The sequence below is a fragment of the Halobacteriovorax sp. RT-2-6 genome (genome assembly GCF_047085025.1).
Taxonomy (GTDB): domain Bacteria; phylum Bdellovibrionota; class Bacteriovoracia; order Bacteriovoracales; family Bacteriovoracaceae; genus Halobacteriovorax_A.
Window position 1 is genome coordinate 790,673 of sequence record NZ_JBKIYH010000002.1, and the last position, 16,220, is coordinate 806,892.

The 16,220-nt window shown below is 37.3% G+C and carries 17 protein-coding genes; 11 read left to right on the forward strand and 6 right to left on the reverse strand.

Translation table 11 applies throughout. From position 1 onward, the window contains the following. Positions 1 to 46: 46 nt before the first annotated feature. The 6 genes from ACMAYS_RS12285 to ACMAYS_RS12310 are packed head-to-tail and all read left to right on the forward strand — an operon-like array spanning position 47 to position 5,201. On the forward strand, positions 47 to 1,012 hold the full coding sequence (locus ACMAYS_RS12285) for a P-loop NTPase (RefSeq protein ID WP_158246858.1): 966 nt from the start codon (positions 47 to 49) through the stop codon (positions 1,010 to 1,012). An 18-nt stretch (positions 1,013 to 1,030) separates the two neighbouring features. Continuing rightward, the gene (locus ACMAYS_RS12290) at positions 1,031 to 1,672 is read left to right on the forward strand and encodes a helix-turn-helix domain-containing protein (RefSeq protein ID WP_103217884.1); all 642 of its coding nucleotides are present in this window, start codon (positions 1,031 to 1,033) and stop codon (positions 1,670 to 1,672) included. Positions 1,673 to 1,678: 6 nt separating this feature from the next. Then, positions 1,679 to 2,650 carry an RluA family pseudouridine synthase gene (locus ACMAYS_RS12295; RefSeq protein ID WP_103217883.1) on the forward strand — a complete coding sequence of 324 codons (972 nt, stop codon included), beginning with the start codon at positions 1,679 to 1,681 and terminating at the stop codon, positions 2,648 to 2,650. A gap of 2 nt (positions 2,651 to 2,652) precedes the next feature. Then, positions 2,653 to 3,237, forward strand: a complete 585-nt coding sequence (locus ACMAYS_RS12300) for a polyphenol oxidase family protein (RefSeq protein ID WP_392993297.1) — start codon at positions 2,653 to 2,655, stop codon at positions 3,235 to 3,237. Positions 3,238 to 3,240: 3 nt separating this feature from the next. Further along, positions 3,241 to 4,392 carry a thioredoxin domain-containing protein gene (locus ACMAYS_RS12305; RefSeq protein WP_412463399.1) on the forward strand — a complete coding sequence of 384 codons (1,152 nt, stop codon included), beginning with the start codon at positions 3,241 to 3,243 and terminating at the stop codon, positions 4,390 to 4,392. Further along, positions 4,392 to 5,201, forward strand: a complete 810-nt coding sequence (locus tag ACMAYS_RS12310; RefSeq protein ID WP_103217880.1) for a TatD family hydrolase — start codon at positions 4,392 to 4,394, stop codon at positions 5,199 to 5,201. The genes ACMAYS_RS12305 and ACMAYS_RS12310 overlap by 1 nt, the downstream gene beginning before the upstream one ends. Here the strand turns inward: ACMAYS_RS12310 and cysK are convergent. From cysK to ACMAYS_RS12330, 4 genes are all read right to left on the reverse strand, one after another. Next, on the reverse strand, positions 5,193 to 6,116 hold the full coding sequence (gene cysK, locus ACMAYS_RS12315; protein WP_412463400.1) for a cysteine synthase A: 924 nt from the start codon (positions 6,114 to 6,116) through the stop codon (positions 5,193 to 5,195). The genes ACMAYS_RS12310 and cysK overlap by 9 nt on opposite strands. After that, a complete protein-coding gene (epsC, locus tag ACMAYS_RS12320) occupies positions 6,106 to 6,957 on the reverse strand; it encodes a serine O-acetyltransferase EpsC (protein WP_103217878.1) in 852 nt (283 codons plus the stop codon). The genes cysK and epsC overlap by 11 nt, the downstream gene beginning before the upstream one ends. Before the next feature lie 98 nt (positions 6,958 to 7,055). Next, positions 7,056 to 7,982, reverse strand: coding sequence for a S1 family peptidase (locus tag ACMAYS_RS12325; protein ID WP_412463401.1), 927 nt, complete (start codon positions 7,980 to 7,982; stop codon positions 7,056 to 7,058). A gap of 41 nt (positions 7,983 to 8,023) precedes the next feature. After that, complete coding sequence (locus ACMAYS_RS12330) at positions 8,024 to 8,917, reverse strand: hypothetical protein (protein ID WP_412463402.1); 894 nt, start codon at positions 8,915 to 8,917, stop codon at positions 8,024 to 8,026. A gap of 150 nt (positions 8,918 to 9,067) precedes the next feature. On the opposite strand from ACMAYS_RS12330, the gene gap reads away from it, so the two are divergent. Genes gap through tpiA form a run of 3 tightly spaced genes read left to right on the forward strand, consistent with a single transcriptional unit; the run spans position 9,068 to position 12,056 of the window. After that, on the forward strand, positions 9,068 to 10,087 hold the full coding sequence (gap, locus tag ACMAYS_RS12335) for a type I glyceraldehyde-3-phosphate dehydrogenase (RefSeq protein ID WP_103217875.1): 1,020 nt from the start codon (positions 9,068 to 9,070) through the stop codon (positions 10,085 to 10,087). 21 nt (positions 10,088 to 10,108) lie between these two features. Continuing rightward, positions 10,109 to 11,305, forward strand: coding sequence for a phosphoglycerate kinase (locus ACMAYS_RS12340; protein WP_392993311.1), 1,197 nt, complete (start codon positions 10,109 to 10,111; stop codon positions 11,303 to 11,305). 25 nt (positions 11,306 to 11,330) lie between these two features. Continuing rightward, the gene (tpiA, locus tag ACMAYS_RS12345) at positions 11,331 to 12,056 is read left to right on the forward strand and encodes a triose-phosphate isomerase (protein WP_412463403.1); all 726 of its coding nucleotides are present in this window, start codon (positions 11,331 to 11,333) and stop codon (positions 12,054 to 12,056) included. Here the strand turns inward: tpiA and ACMAYS_RS12350 are convergent, their stop codons facing one another. Next, complete coding sequence (locus ACMAYS_RS12350; RefSeq protein WP_103217872.1) at positions 12,057 to 13,142, reverse strand: hypothetical protein; 1,086 nt, start codon at positions 13,140 to 13,142, stop codon at positions 12,057 to 12,059. Positions 13,143 to 13,228: 86 nt separating this feature from the next. After that, positions 13,229 to 14,128, reverse strand: a complete 900-nt coding sequence (locus tag ACMAYS_RS12355) for an endonuclease/exonuclease/phosphatase family protein (protein ID WP_103217871.1) — start codon at positions 14,126 to 14,128, stop codon at positions 13,229 to 13,231. 160 nt (positions 14,129 to 14,288) lie between these two features. Here ACMAYS_RS12355 and ACMAYS_RS12360 point away from each other — a divergent pair, with 160 nt between their 5' ends. Beyond that, positions 14,289 to 15,725, forward strand: coding sequence for a phospholipase D-like domain-containing protein (locus ACMAYS_RS12360; RefSeq protein ID WP_412463404.1), 1,437 nt, complete (start codon positions 14,289 to 14,291; stop codon positions 15,723 to 15,725). Between the two features lie 118 nt (positions 15,726 to 15,843). Further along, positions 15,844 to 16,185 carry a preprotein translocase subunit SecG gene (secG, locus tag ACMAYS_RS12365; RefSeq protein ID WP_103217869.1) on the forward strand — a complete coding sequence of 114 codons (342 nt, stop codon included), beginning with the start codon at positions 15,844 to 15,846 and terminating at the stop codon, positions 16,183 to 16,185. Positions 16,186 to 16,220: the final 35 nt, after the last annotated feature.

The window sequence follows — 16,220 nt, forward strand, 5'->3', positions numbered from 1 at the left end:
TTGGCTATAATGATGGAAAGTTAAGCAAGTAATACAAGGACGTATTTTGAATAATAGTACAAATTCACATTTAGCAGATGCTGGTCAATATCTAGGTGCATCAAATAATGGCAAGAAAATCTGGGCCATTGGTGGCGGAAAAGGTGGCGTAGGTAAAAGTCTTGTTACGTCAAACTTGTCAATTTGCCTTGCCCTTATGGGAATGAAGGTAATTGCCATTGATATGGATCTTGGAGGTGCTAACCTTCACACATGTCTTGGCGTAAATGTTCCATCAAAAACTTTAAGTGATTATTTCACAAAACCAAATACAAAACTTTCTGATCTTATTACTCCTACTCCACTTAAGAATTTAAGTTTAATTAGTGGTGCTCAAGATAATCTAGGAATGGCCAATTTAAAAGCCGCTCATAAATCAAAAGTTTTAAATGATCTTCGTGAACTTGATGCCGACTATATACTTCTGGATCTTGGTGCGGGAACAACTAATAATACTTTGGACTTCTTCCTAGGAGCTGACCAAGGAATCTTAGTAACTCTTCCAGAGCCAACATCAATTGAAAACACTTATCGTTTTATCAAGTCAATATATCATCGCAAGCTGCAATCAGTTGATGACTTCCTAGAGCTTGGACCACTTATTGATAAAGTTCTTAATGGAAAAGTCGGTGAAAACCGCACTCCATCTGAAATTATTGAAAAGGCCATGCAAATAAATGAAGCTCAAGGTCTAAAACTAAAAAGAGAAATTGAAGCAATTACTCCGAAACTAGTTATTAACCAGGCCCGAACTCAAGCTGATATCGATATTGGTTTTGCCATGAGAATTATTTCTAAGAAATACTTTGGCATTAACTTAGATTACGTTGGCTTTCTTGAGTACGATGCAACAGTTTGGCAAAGTGTGAAGAAGAAGAGACCTCTTATTCTTGAGTTTCCTAATTCTGCACTAGTAAAGAATTTTGAGCACGTAATCAACAGAATCTTAAATCTAACGAAGAAAATTGTTTAATATATTAATGAGGAATAAATGAGTAAAGAGAAGAACTATTATGAAGTATTAGAAGTAGCACCTAATGCTTCGGCAGACGATATTCAAAAAGCATATGCGGCCGCAAGAGCAGCCTATAGTGGAGATAGTCTGGCCATTTACTCTCTCCTATCAGAAGAAGAGGCACATAAAGTACTTGAACTTATCGAGGAAGCTTACAATATTTTAAGCAATCCAACGAAAAGAAAGAAATACAATCAAGCTCGTGGAATTGTAATCGAAGATGATACAAATTATATTCCAACGTCAAAGCCTGCTGATGAAAATACAATAAAAGTAACGAATCAAATGAATCGTCTCGTTGCCAAAAAACGCTACGGACTTGAATACGAGCAAAATGCTGAATTTGAAAAAGAAATTGAGCAATGTAGTGAGTATACTGGTGAATTCTTAAAGAAAGTTCGTGAATACAAGAAAGTAGATGTAAGTCGTATGTCTGATATGACAAAAATATCGAAAACTTTCCTACAGTATATTGAAAATGAAGAAGTTGATAAGATGCCTGCTATCGTTTACGTTAGAGGATTTGTTTATCAATATGCGAAAGTACTAAAACTTAATCCAGATTTAGTTGCAAACTCTTATCTACAAAGAGTTAAAGCTTTAAAAGAAGGCAACTAAGCTGTCATGAGTGATCAAAATTCTAAGTTTGTTATTACGATCACCCAAGAAGACCATGATGAGTTTACTAGGCTCGATCAAGTTCTTGCGAGTAAGCTTGAACAGTCTCGTAGTTTTCTAAAGGAGCTTTTTAAAAAAGGCTCCATTACTTCTGATAATAAAATCGAATTAAAAAAAATGCCTCCAGTAGGTACTGAAGTTACTATTGATATACCTCCTCCAAGAGAGGCTACAGCAAAAGCAGAAAATATTCCTTTAAAAATTCTCTTTGAAGATGAGCATCTTGCCATTGTTGTAAAACCAGTTGGCATGGTTACCCATCCAGCCCCTGGTAATTATACTGGAACACTTGTAAACGCTATTCTTCATCACTGTAAAGACATTCAAGGTGTTGGGGATGAAAAGCGTCCAGGAATTGTTCATCGACTTGATAAAGGAACAAGTGGTGTTATGGTGATTGCAAAAAACCAGAAATGCCATGAAGAACTTGTAAAATTATTTCAGGCCCACGATATTGACCGCTACTATCAATGCATAAGCGTCAGTACTAAAATTCCACCAGAAGGAAGACTTGAATCCACAATAGGACGTCATCCAAATAATCGCTTAAAGATGGCCGTTGATGTACGAGGTGGAAAGAACTCTATTACAAATTTTAAAGTACTAAAATATTACCAAAATCTAAGCCATGTTGAATTAAAGCTTGAAACGGGAAGAACACATCAAATTCGTGTTCACTTAAGCCAGCTACTAAATGCTCCCATTCTAATGGATCCACTTTACGGTGTTCCAAAGAATGACCTTCTAAGAATTGATAATCGACTTAAGGCCATTATCAAAGATTACGAGCATCCATTTTTACATGCAAAAATTCTTGGATTTGTTCATCCAATTACGAAACAGAAGCTCTACTTTGAAGAGCCTCCCCCACCAGTATTTCAAGAGGTTCTAAACTTTCTTGAATCAGACTCGGAGTAGAAATGGCACAGCTACTTTATCAAAAAAAAATTGGTGATTTTCTCTTTGAAACCTACGATGATCGTCCAGACTTTGAATTTGATGAAGTAAAGCAAATCCATTCGGATATTGTAGTTAAAACACCTACCACAAATAGTATTGAGGCCGATGGGATTGTCTCTAAACTTGAACTGAGCCAACCATTGGCCATTAAAACTGCTGACTGTCTACCAATTGCCATTATAGGAAAGTTTGGCGTGGCCAATCTTCATGCTGGATGGCGTGGAGTTGCACAAGAAATCATTCTAAATAAAGAAGTTAAGGCAATAGAGCCTCAAATTATTCTCATTGGACCTCATATAAGTGCTGTAAATTATGAGGTTAGCGAAGAATTTAAACAAAATTTTCCTAACTCCCAAGCTTTTGACATGGTAGAAGGCAGATTAACATTCAGCTTAGAGATGGAGGTGAAGAAGCAAATTGCTGAACATTTTCCACAGGCCTATGTCATATCTACCAATATATGCACATTCGCAAATCTCAACTATAATAGCTTTAGAAGAAACCAAACAACCAAGAGAAATTATAATATTTTAAAAAGGAATTAAAATATGACTGATAGTTTTTTAAATCGCCTAAATTTTAACAAGAAAGTTTTATTCTTCATCGCAGGTCTGTCGATGTTTATTCTTTCAATTTATCTAACAAACCACTACTACCAAATTAAGTTTCCAGTAGGATTTGGTTCGGCTTCGGCTTGTAACATCAACTCTTTCTTAACATGTGATGCTGCAACACTTTCACCTCTTTCAAATATTGCAGGTGTTCCTATTTCAATCTTCGGAATTGTTATGGGTGCCATGGTTATGCTTTTTTATATGGTAAATAGTAAGCATGCAGAAGGAAGCTTATTTCTTCTCCTTCTTCTAAACGGTATTGGATGTTTAGTACTATTTATTTACTCAATTGTAATGCTTGGTACACTTTGTCCATTCTGTACTCTTTACTACGTTGCTTCTTGGTTAGCATTAGCTTTGATGTTTCAATATAAGGCAGCTCGTGACTTTGATATTAAATTCTTTGCAACTGCTGCTGTCTGTATGCTTATTAGTGGTTCAATTGGTTATGCGTTTACAAATTCAAAGGTTGAAAATTCAACTGCTAGAAGCGCACAAATTGTTGCAATGTTTAAGAACCTAAATAATTTAGGTACTCCAGAAAAAGCATCACCTTACCGTCTAGCTTCTTCTTCAGAGGACTTTAAAGATGCACCAATCCAGATGTCTGTTTTTTCAGACTTTCAATGTCCGGCCTGTAACGCACTTAACTTAGTTCTTCCAACGATTGAAAAAAAGTATGAAGGGAAAATTAATATCCAATATTTCTTTTACCCACTAGATCACAATTGTAATGCGGGAATGAGTGGACCACTTCATCAACTAGCTTGTGAAGCTGCTTATCTTGCAAGTTGTGTAGGACCTCAAAAGTTTAAATCAGTACATGATGCAATTTTTGAAAACCAAGCAAACCTTACTGCTGAATGGATTAGCGATAAAGGTAAGGAATTTGGAGTTACTGAGTGTATGGCAAAGCCTGAAACAAAGCAGGCAGTCGTGGATATGATCGCTCAGGCAAATTCTTTTAATGTACAATCAACACCAACTCAGCTAATTAATGGTGTAAAAATTGAAGGTGTTAGGCCACTAAGTGATTACACAGCGATTATGGATCACCTTCTTAAAGAAAATAAAGCTAAGAACTAATGAGTAAAAAAAAAGAAAGAATTATTCCTAAATATACAGTGGGTCCAATAGAGACCCACTGTCATCTCGACTATCTCAAAGGCCAAGAATTAATTGATACACTTAACAAATGCCAGGAATATGGTGTTAATAAAGTTGTGACAATTGCAGTATCTCCAGACAATCTTAAAAAAGTTAGAGAGCTTACGGCCAATGATATCGTCTATGGTACTCAAGGAATTCATCCTCACGAGGCCAAACACATTACAGAAGAAACTTATCAAGAAATTCAAGACAACTTAGCAAACCCTAAGATTGTAGCAGTTGGAGAAATTGGTCTAGATTACTACTATGAGTTTTCAGATCCGAGCATTCAAAAAGAATCTTTTGAAAGGCAACTGCAAATTGCTTGTGATAGTGACCTGCCAGTTGTTATTCACACACGTGAAGCAGATGAAGATACTAAGGCCATTTTAAAAAACTTCTCAACTACACTAAAAAGAAAAGGAGTTATCCACTCTTTTACTTCAGGAATTGAGCTTGCTTCGTTTTGCCTTAGTGAAGGCTTTCATATTGGATTTAATGGAATTGTTACATTTAAGAATGCTACTAACGTTCGTGATGTTTTAGATATTGTTCCAGTCGAGCAAATGCTACTAGAAACGGACTCTCCGTATCTTACTCCTGTTCCATTTAGAGGAAGAGAGAATGCTCCGTTCTATCTTCCATGTGTTGCAGATTTTATTGCAACTCATAAAGGAATTGATCCTCAAGAATTAATCGACGTTGCTAATAGCAACGCCGAAAATCTATTCTTTAAATTAAAATAATCCTTCAGTCGATAAGTAGCGCTCACCAGTATCATAACAGAATGTTAATACTGTTGAGCCTTCTGGCATTTCACTAATTTTCTTTTCAATTGCAGCTAGTGAAGCACCACTTGAAATTCCTAGAAGGATACCTTCAAGACGGGCAGCACTTCTTGCAAATTCAAAGGCTTCATCTTTACTAATTGTCACAACTTCATCAAGAAGTTCTCGATTTAAAACACTAGGTACAAAACCAGCACCTATTCCCTGTATTGGATGCGGCCCAGGCTCACCTCCAGAGAGAACAGGAGAATCCGCAGGTTCAACCGCCACAACTTTCAGGTTATTAAACTTCTCTTTTAAGACCTCTGATACACCAGTAATATGTCCACCAGTACCTACTCCAGTAATAAGGTAGTCGATACTTCCATCAATATCAGCGAGAATCTCCTTGGCCGTTGTATCTCTGTGTACATCAACATTTGATGGATTATCAAATTGCATTGGCATCCATGAATTTTCTTCTTGCTCACAAATTTCTTGGGCCTTTTCAATCGCTCCCTTCATACCTTTTTCTTTCGGAGTTAAAACTAGCTCTGCACCAAAAAGTGCCATAAGACGCCTTCTCTCTAAACTCATACTCTCTGGCATTGTAATGATTAAGCGGTAACCAAGAACAGCACATGCCATTGCAAGACCAACTCCAGTGTTACCAGAAGTAGGCTCAACAATTACCGTTCCTTCTTTGACAAGGCCCTTCTTTTGCGCGTCTTCAATCATTCTCTTTGCGATTCGATCTTTAATTGAACCACCAGGGTTTGCGCGCTCAAGCTTTGCATAAATAGTTATATTTTTCTTATTTGCCTCAGGAAAGAGACGATTTATTTTTACAAGTGGTGTATTTCCAACAGATTCCAAAATATTATTAAATTTCATATGTAAGCTCCTCTATATTGAATTGTCGATCCTTCACATCTAAGTGAACTTCGCTTTTATGATAAACAATAGACTTCTTCTTCACACTTTGTGTTAGCCAAACGTTACCACCAATCGTTGACCCCTCACCAATAACAGTCGTTCCTCCCAAGATTGTTGCGTGAGCATAGATCACACAATCATCTTCAATAGTGGGATGGCGTTTCGTATTTTGTAAGTCCTTACTCACTGAGAGAGCACCTAATGTTACCCCTTGATAAATCTTTACTCGATTACCAATAACTGCGGTCTCCCCTATAACGACACCAGTTCCATGATCGATAAAGAATGAATCTCCAATTTGTGCACCTGGATGGATATCAATACCTGTTTTATTATGTGCATATTCTGCAATCATTCGAGGAAAGATTGTTAAAGATTTTTCATAGAAAAAATGGGCCAGACGATGAGAGGCAATTGCAAAAAGTCCTGGATAGCATAGAACAACCTCACAGATATTTTGTGCAGCAGGATCACCTTCTAAGAGCGCAATAGCATCAATTTCTATTTTCTTTGCCAACGTCACTAATTCTTCGCTATACGACGCTATTAACTTTTCTCTGACATGCGCATCAAGTTTCAAATGATTAAAAATTTGATCCGTATTAATGATGTGGCGATTGAAATACAATTCAAAGTCTTCATAATTTAGAAATTGCATTCGCACAGAACCTGGCAAAATAATATTGAGGGCCTCTTCAACGAAATCCTCAATAACCTCAGGTTTGATTTCAGTATCATGACAAACTTTTTTCTTGTGCTCGTAGAGCTTCTTTATATTAGAGAGATTTGATTTTTCCATCGCGTGATTATAACACGCGGCCCGCGAGATATAATTCACAAAAATCTTTATAAATGGTTAACAAAATGAATCGATCTTCTAAGTTACTGAATATTCAACTAAGGATAGCTTCGAAGGATTTCATCAGAGTACTTATCTGCGCAACTACGAAGATCTTCCTCATTCTTAATTCCGTAACATTCTTGAGCTATTTTTATATTTCGCCCACAGTGGAAGCCACTATGCTCATCAGAGATACCTGTAACCTTCTTAATCCAACAAACAGAGTGGTATGCAAGAGAGTAGAGTGTTGCGTACTTCCCTTCCGCACAAAAGCCAAATGAAGCAGATACAATGGCAGCAATTTTTAGTTCTCCGTTAACATCAACAAAGACAGGTCCACCACTATCAATATAACAAGTATCTGTTTGCTTGTTTCTCATATCAATCTCGTTAAAAAAGACTTCAAAAATTGGAATTATGGCCATTCTCTTTTGACCGTAAATAATATGAGCATGGGCAGTGTCCATTGGCATAAAGCCGATTTCGCCAGTATAACCAAATCCAACCGCTGTCGTAAGCTTTCCAGGAGCGATCTTATCTAGAATCTCTTTGGGATCAGTTAAAAGAGAGTAGAATTTCTTCACTCGAAGAGGAGCATCAGTTGTTAAGATAGCAAGATCAACTGTTTTCAAGCTGGCCAAGTCTGCTAGAGGTCCATTTGGATATTTGAATTTCAAGCTCGGATGAAGCTCCACTCCAGTCACACTATACTGAGCATCAAGGTTCTCTTTTGAAGAAGCCGCAGTCATAATTTTTCCTGCTCCAGTATAGATACGAATCGATTTGTAATTTTTATTCTCAAGACAATGAGCGGCAGTAAGGATATGAGTAGGCGTTAATGCCACTCCAGTACAAAATGGACGGCCAAGTCTAACGAGAGCAACGACACTCTGATACTCTCCTTTATTAACAGCTTCCCCCCCAACAATTGCAAAGCAAGAGCTGGCCAAAGCGATACATAATAACAAAAGAGTCTGAATCATGACACTTCATAGCATAATCAGAAGATAAAGACTAGAAAGGATTATGAGTTATTTTGCTGATTCATCTCATAGAAGGCGCGATAAAGGCCCGCAAGTTGTTGCTTTCTCTTGGCCAGATAGTTTTGGTCTAAAATTTGGGTGATTTCTTCAAAAATTTCGCGATGCACATCTGGGGCTTCATCAATTTTCGTATGCCCCTCAGGACGTAGGATATTAATCACATCAGTCGTCTTAAAATCACGAGCGACATTAGGGCCATCATTGAAAATAAAAGATCGATCTAGCATGAAATTAAGATTCTTTTTGACGTTCTTTGGAATGATATCATTATCAAAGCCAACTGAATCGAGTGTCACGAGCAAATCCACACTTCGAAATCCTGCTTCCGCACTATTTAAGCGATTAGCGAGGTTAACAACAGCGTCCCCTCCTAAAGAATGACCTACGAGAATAATTGGCTGATCCTTTGGCCTTCTTAAAACTTCTTCCAAAACCTTATCTTCATCACTCCAACTGACAAACTCGCCATCACTAAATGACTTGGCGATATCCTCAAGTCCACCTTTAGAACTCAGAGTTGAAAGATGAAGTCCCTCTAAAAAGAAAATTGCAGGCTTATTTATTGGAAGTAACTCCTTAATTGGACTAACTTCTTTTACTTCACTAGCTTCTTCAGGTGCATTAACAGCAGACTTTGCAACTGTTGTCACAGCATCTACGGCCAACTTCTTTCCGGCTTGAGCAATTGCAAGAGCATCTGTTGAGATTGAAGCCTTAGCAGCGGCTTCGGCAACCTTGGCAGTTTTCTCCACAACTTTCGTTGCGTTTTTGACAAGCTTTTCAGGGACAGGGGCCTCGCTTTTAACACCACTTTCATAATCCGCTTTGGATTTGTAGTGAATAATATTTGATGGCATTTTTGAACTTGTTTGCATTAGTAAAATTATAGCCTGTTCAGCTATTTTTTGGGCAGTGAGCAAAAACGTCGCATCCTCCTAGAAATATGTGCTTTCGGTAGGCAATCTCTCTCGATTGTGGCATATTACAGTGGTATTTTTTTTAATAATTAAGCACAGGAGTCAGGTATGTCTGGAAAGATCCGCGTTGGTATTAATGGTATGGGCCGTATTGGTCGTACAGTTCTTAGAGAAATTTTTAACCGCAACATTGAAAACTTAGAAGTCGTTGCTGTTAACTCACCAGGTGATATCCACGACTACGTTCACCTTATCAAATACGATTCAGTATTTGGTCGTTTCAACGGTGAAGTAAGTGTAGATGAATCACACAAAATGCACATTAACGGAAAAGAGATTTCTTTTCACAAGTATAGAGACCCAAGTGAAATTCCTTGGACACAAGATAAAGTTGATATCGTAATCGATGCAACAGGTGTTTTCAAAGATCAAAAATCACTAATGAAGCACGTAACAGGAACTGTTAAAAAAGTTATTCTATGTTGTCCAGGTAAAGACGTTGATAACACAATCGTTATGGGAATCAACGAAAACACTTATGATGCTCAAAAACACACAGTTGTTTCAAATGCATCTTGTACAACTAACTGTCTTTCACCAGTTGCAAAAGTACTAAACGATAAGTTTGGTGTAATCAACGGTCACATGACTACTGTTCACTCTTACACTGGTGACCAGTGTCTTCTAGATGCTTCACACTCAGACCTTCGTCGTGCTCGTGCAGCAGCAGTATCAATGGTTCCAACAACAACAGGTGCAGCAAAAGCTGTTGGTCTAGTTATTCCTGAACTTAAAGGAAAGCTAGATGGTTTCGCAATTCGCGTTCCAACTCCAAACGTTTCTCTTGTTGATCTAACTGTAAATGTTGAAACAGAAGTTACTGAAGAAGAAGTAAACGCAGCTCTAAAAGAAGCAAGTGAAACAACTCTAAAAGGTATTCTTGGTTTTGAAAAACAACCACTAGTATCTGTTGATTACATGGGTATGAGAGAGTCTTCATGTGTAGACGCTGATCTAACAAAAGTAATTGATGGAAAGAGTGTAAAAGTTGTTACTTGGTATGATAACGAAGCAGGTTTCTCTAACCGTGTTATCGACCTTGCAGGTTTCATCGGTAGCCAACTTTAATAAAAAAAATTAGGAAAAACTATGGCATTACAATTTATTGACAGCATTGATGATTCAAAAATCAAAGACAAGAAAGTTCTTGTTCGTTTTGATTTCAATGTTCCTCTAGATAAAGAAACTAAAGAGATTACTGATACAACAAGAATTGATAATGCTCTTGAAACAATCAAGCTAATCCTAGACAAAGGTGCATCTAAGTTAATTATGATGTCTCACCTTGGACGTCCTAAAGGACAAGTAAACTCAGACTTCTCTCTTGAGCCTGTTGCAACTTACCTTGCAGATAAACTGGGTGAAGAAGTAACGTTAACTGAGTCATGTCTTGATCGCGGAATTAAAACTCTTCTAACTTTAAACTCAAATAAGATCATTCTTCTTGAAAACCTTCGTTTCCACAAAGAAGAAACTGAAAACGATCGTGAGTTTGCACGTAAACTTTCTGAGTATGCTGACATTTATGTTAACGATGCATTTGGAGCTGCTCATAGAAAACACGCTTCAACTTATGAAATTAATGCTTTCTTCAAAAACAAGGCCTATGCAGGACTTCTTATGAAGAAAGAAATCGAAGCTCTTTCAAAAATTACGCAAAGACCTGAGACACCATTTGTTGCAGTCGTTGGTGGTGCAAAAGTTAGTGACAAGATTAAAATCATTGAAAGACTTCTTTCAAGTGTTTCTAATCTTATTATTGGTGGAGCTATGGCCTACCCTTTCCTAAAAGCTAAAGGAAATGAGGTTGGAACTTCTCTTTGTAGTGACGAAGATGTAAGCCTTGCTAAAAAGATTTTTTCTCAAAGTACGGCACATAAAATCATTCTTCCGATTGACCATATCGTTTCAAGTGAGTTTGGTGGAAAGCCGGAAGCAGTTGATAAAGTTGGTATCCCTGATGGAAAGATGGGTTTAGATATCGGTGAGCAAACAATTGCAAAGTACAGCTCTATTCTTCGTGAAGCAAAGACAATCCTTTGGAATGGACCAATGGGTATTTTTGAGAATGAAGATTATGCAAAAGGTACTTTTGCTATTGCTGAAGTTTTAAGCGAGTCAAATGCCTACACTCTTGTTGGTGGAGGTGATTCAGTAAGTGCAGTTAATAAGTCTGGTCTTGCGAATAAAATGAGTCATGTATCGACTGGCGGTGGCGCTTCTCTTGAGTTTATCGAGAAAGGTAGCCTTCCAGGTATTAGTGCTCTAAAATTTGGTGTTGAATAAATAAGTAATAATAAGGGATGTAAATATGACTGAGAGAACGAAGTATATCGTAGGAAACTGGAAGATGAATCAGAATACTGAAGACGTTATCGCCTTCTTTGATGCTATCGACAGCACGAAACTTCGTCATGAAGCATGGATTGCTCCACAAGCAATCCACATCCCTATTTGTCTGCAAAATACTGATGATTTTAAAATTGGTGCTCAAAATTGTGCCACAGAAAATAGCGGAGCATTTACGGGAGAGATCTCACCTGCATCACTAAAAGATATCGGTGCACATTTTGTTATCATTGGACACTCTGAACGTCGCTCTATCTACAATGAGGACGATGCAACTCTAAATGCAAAAGCAAAGATTGCTCTGGCCAACGACCTAACAGTTATTTTCTGCATTGGTGAAACACTTGAGCAAAGAGAAGCCGGAAAAGTCGAAGAGGTTTTAGCAGAGCAGTTAAGTAAAGGTCTTGCTGATATTGACAGTGTAAACGTTATTATTGCTTACGAGCCAGTTTGGGCAATAGGAACAGGAGTAACAGCAACTCCAGAGCAAGCACAAGAAACTCATGCCTATATACGTCAGTATATAAATGATAATCTATCAATTGATGGAAATAAAACATCGATTCTCTATGGTGGATCAGTTAAGCCTTCAAATGTAGAAGACCTCCTATCATGCAAAGACATTGACGGAGGCCTTGTTGGTGGAGCTGCCCTACAAGCGGACAGCTACATGGGTCTGCACGCTTAATTAAAAGACGTGAACTTTCATTTCTTCAGTATCGTTACAACTTAGTTCCTTGTAGGTTTGAACATCATCGAATGATGGCAAACTTCCCCTTGGTAAGTATAGATTTTTAGTAACTCCTAAGACCGTTCCGTCGGGCTTAGCAAAGACACGCCAGTCTGTTCCCCATTCTGTTGAAAAATCAAACTCACCTAAATATTTTCTTTCTTCTCCAAAATAAATGAGACTATCCACATTAATTTTCATATCACGACGAGCAAACTCTGGGTGGTATGGTAGATAGAATTGAAATTCTTGGCGATCTCCAGCTTTTCCTGCCGGAAGAATTTTAAGAATACCTTGAGGGTTCGTAATAGCAACTTCCATCGAATCTTGAGTTAATGTACGAACACCTTTAACAAGATATCCATTCTCTTTTGCGCAATGAAAGTATTGATTAACTTTTAATAAATCCTCTCTTCCATAAAAATCGTGACGGAAAATAAGAGACTTCTTTTTTAAGAAGAATAGTCTTCTTTTTGTATATCCGAGTTGTCCAACCGATGCCTTTAGTGAAGTTCTAAGTCCTTTTCTAGCATCGATTTTCTCTGTAAATGAATGAGTCTTTAGGTTTGGATTATAACGGTAATGTCCTTCACGTGAAATTTCATCTAAGATTCCCTGAGCATCACAACCAACGAGACCAAGGTAGCGAATATTAGGATGGACTGACTTAAATAGATCCTTAACATCCTTTCCGTTAATACTTAGGACAGCTCCCATATTATTTGAACCTGTCGTATTCTGACTTGTTCCTGCAGCATGAGACGCCCAAAAAACAGCGATATTATTTGGATTATGAAGTTGTCGGCGAAGCTCGTGAAAATCCACACTATGCTTTATGACAATATTGTAGCCTGATTTTTTAAAGTGCTTCTTGAAGATTTTTTCAAGTTTGGGGTCAATCTTCCAACCTTTTGGACGATACCAAACCTTTGGTGTTTCAAGTGAGGTTAATAAAACAACGTTTGGTTTCACATCCTGTGCATACGTGAAATGCGCAGAAACAAACGTTAAAACAGTAAGTGATAAAATAATTAAAGCTTTCATGCCACAAAAAGTAGCATAAAAAAATGAACAGTTAGGCCTAATTAAAGTTAAATTCGAATGTTAAAATTTACTAACAATTAAGCTTTCTACTGAATATCAACTCTTAATGAAACTGGGCAGTGATCTGAGATAAATCGCTGATACCATGAAAGATTCTCAAGTCTCTTTGTGTTTCGACTACTTCCACTACAAGCACGCCAAATTTCAACGTACTTTGTTTCAACTGTATTTGAAACATAGAAATGATCAAAAACATTTCCTGAGCCACCATTACGATAAGTATAATCATAGTCACTCGTTCTTCTTGTCACATTAATTGTATTAAATGCTTCACCTAAAACGACTAAGTCAGATTCTTTATCTTCATAGCGAGTATTTCTGTAAGTATTAAGATCACCTGCAATGACTACAGGCAAATTAGCTTCACGGTATTCTAGTACTCTCTTATTTAAGTTATTAACTTGTTCTAAGCGTTCACTAATTCCATCTGGGCCAGCTTTTAAATGAAGACCAACTAAGTGAATAAGCGGCTGTTTTGAATAACGATCGATAACCTTTCCATAAAGAGCAGGTCTTAAAAACGGACGATTTTCTAATAAAGAGTAAGTAAAATCGTCATCACCTTTTTCAGGAACGATATCAAGTGACTTCTTTAAGCAAATCATTAAGTGCTGGTGATTAAATTGTTCATGACGATAAGAAACACAGTGGTGACCTAGGCCATCCATTAATTGTCCCAATCGTTCAGTGTCGATAACTTCTTGAAAAAGAAAAATATCTGTATTGATATACTTCGTGCTTAAAAATTCTTTGATAAAAGGATCTCGATATTCGTCAGTTCTTTGACCAGAGATTTCCCCCCCAAGTCCGTACCAACGTAGATTGAATGTTGTAATTTTTAAACTACTCGCAAAGCTATTTCCAGAGATCGAAAATACCGCTGCAGCACAGGCCAGCCATGGCCAAAGTCTCTTAATTCTTCCCATATAAAAATGGTAAAGAAGGGATTACCGAAGGTCAAAGAAATTATCTATTTAAGTTACTGATATCACTTTGTGACCATCTTTTTTATTGAAATTATTTCTTATAACCTTCTCATTTTGCATCGCGTGGGATACACCATGCTCAAATCTGTAGGGAGACTCAATGAAAAAACTGCTATTTACGACATTAATTGCAAGTAATATCTTCGCTGGGACAAGCTTCTGGGCCCTCTTCTCACCACACCAAGGTGAAGAAGCATTTAATCAAATTTATACAGCAATCGAAGGCGCAAAAGAGAAAGTTTGGCTAACGGTATACAGCTGGTCAGACTCAACAGTAACAAAGAACCTTGAAGTTGCATGCCTTTCGGGTGTCGATGTAAAAGTTGTTCTTCACCCTAATTTAAAAAGTAGTTCTCGCGTAATTGATTATGCCAAATCAATTGAAGATGCCGGATGCGGTGTTAAGTTCGCTTACAAAAAAATGCACGAGAAATTTTCAATCGTTGATGATAAATGGGCATTCAACTCTAGTGCTAACCTTTCAGGTGGTGCAAAATCTCGTTACTCTGAAAACTTTATTTTCAACAATGACTCTTCTGAAGAAGGTCGTACTACAATTAAAACTTTAAATCGAGAATTTAAGTTTCTTTGGAATTCAGGAAAAGATATCTACACTTCACAAGTTAGTGAAGAAAACCTAGCTTCACTTGATCTTTTAGATCTAAAGAATATTCCAAATGAAGAAGAGAATCCTTCATTCGTTTCAAGTTCAATGAACTTCACATACAAAGAATATGCTCCAAGCTCTAAAAGTTACAAGACTGGACGCTACTTAGGAATGTCTCCTAAAAAGGTAGCTGGTCAGAAAACTTGGTTAGTTCGCGATGCTATGATTAAGCTAATCAATGAATCTCAAAAGAATATTCTGGTTAATGTTAATCACCTTGTAATTAAAGATGTAGCAGATGCACTTTTGGACGCTGTTAAGCGAGGTGTTGATGTTAAGATCGTTGCCGACAATCAAGAATATAAAACAAGCACAAAATCAAAAGAGATGACTCCTTACTTTGTTTACAATTGGAAGAAGCTTCCAGGTAATAAGAATAAGGTCGCACCAGTAAGAATTAAGTACTACTCTCATGCACCATCTCCTCGTCACTGGGCCCTTAATCACCACAAGTACATGATCTTTGATTATGATGAGAGTGATTTCTCTAAGACAAAACTTATGAGTGGTTCATATAATATTTCAGAAACAGCGGAGCTTACTCAATTCGACAATATGTTCACGTATAAAGGTGAAGTATTTGCACAGCTTTTTAAGGACTTTAAAGGTGAATTCGATAATCTTTGGTTCCTAAATAGAGATGACAATGATAAGCCTTCTCAAGAAGCTTGGGATCGCGTCGCTAAACCGTACAACGGAAATATTTATCTTCACACAAAGATGCCTGTTTCCCTTACTTGGCCTGAAATCTATAAAGTAAGAAAGGCCGTTTCAAATGCAGCACCACTATTCTTTAAAAACGCTTACAAGAAACGTGACTGCTATCTTTTCAATCTAGAAAAGCAAATTTTCACTGGTTGTCCAAACTAAATAATTATCAAATCATAATTTTTTAACTCATCAGGTCATAGACAGTACTTGTCATGGCCTCGATGTGTTGATATAAATTGTTGTTAATTTATCTATTTATATTGAAAGGAAATAAATTATGGTTACTGGTTTAATGATTTTTCACGGTGTTGTTTCAGTACTTCTAATCATCGTAGTTCTTCTACAATTTGGTAAGGGTGCGGAAGCAGGTCTTCTAGGTGGTGCTTCAGAAGCCGTATTCACAGGTAGCCAACAAGGAAATATCCTAAGTAAAATTACAGTTGTACTTACTGTTCTTTTCCTAGGTAACTGTATTCTTCTTGCTAAGATTCAATCTGGTAAAGAGTCTAAATCACTACTTGATAGTGCAGCGCCAATCGCAGCTCCACTTAACTCTGATACAACAGCTCCAGCACAAACTGCTCCAGCGACTGAAGAAACAGCTCCTGCTGCAAAATAAATTCAAAGAAATTCTAAGAATATACAAAATAAAAA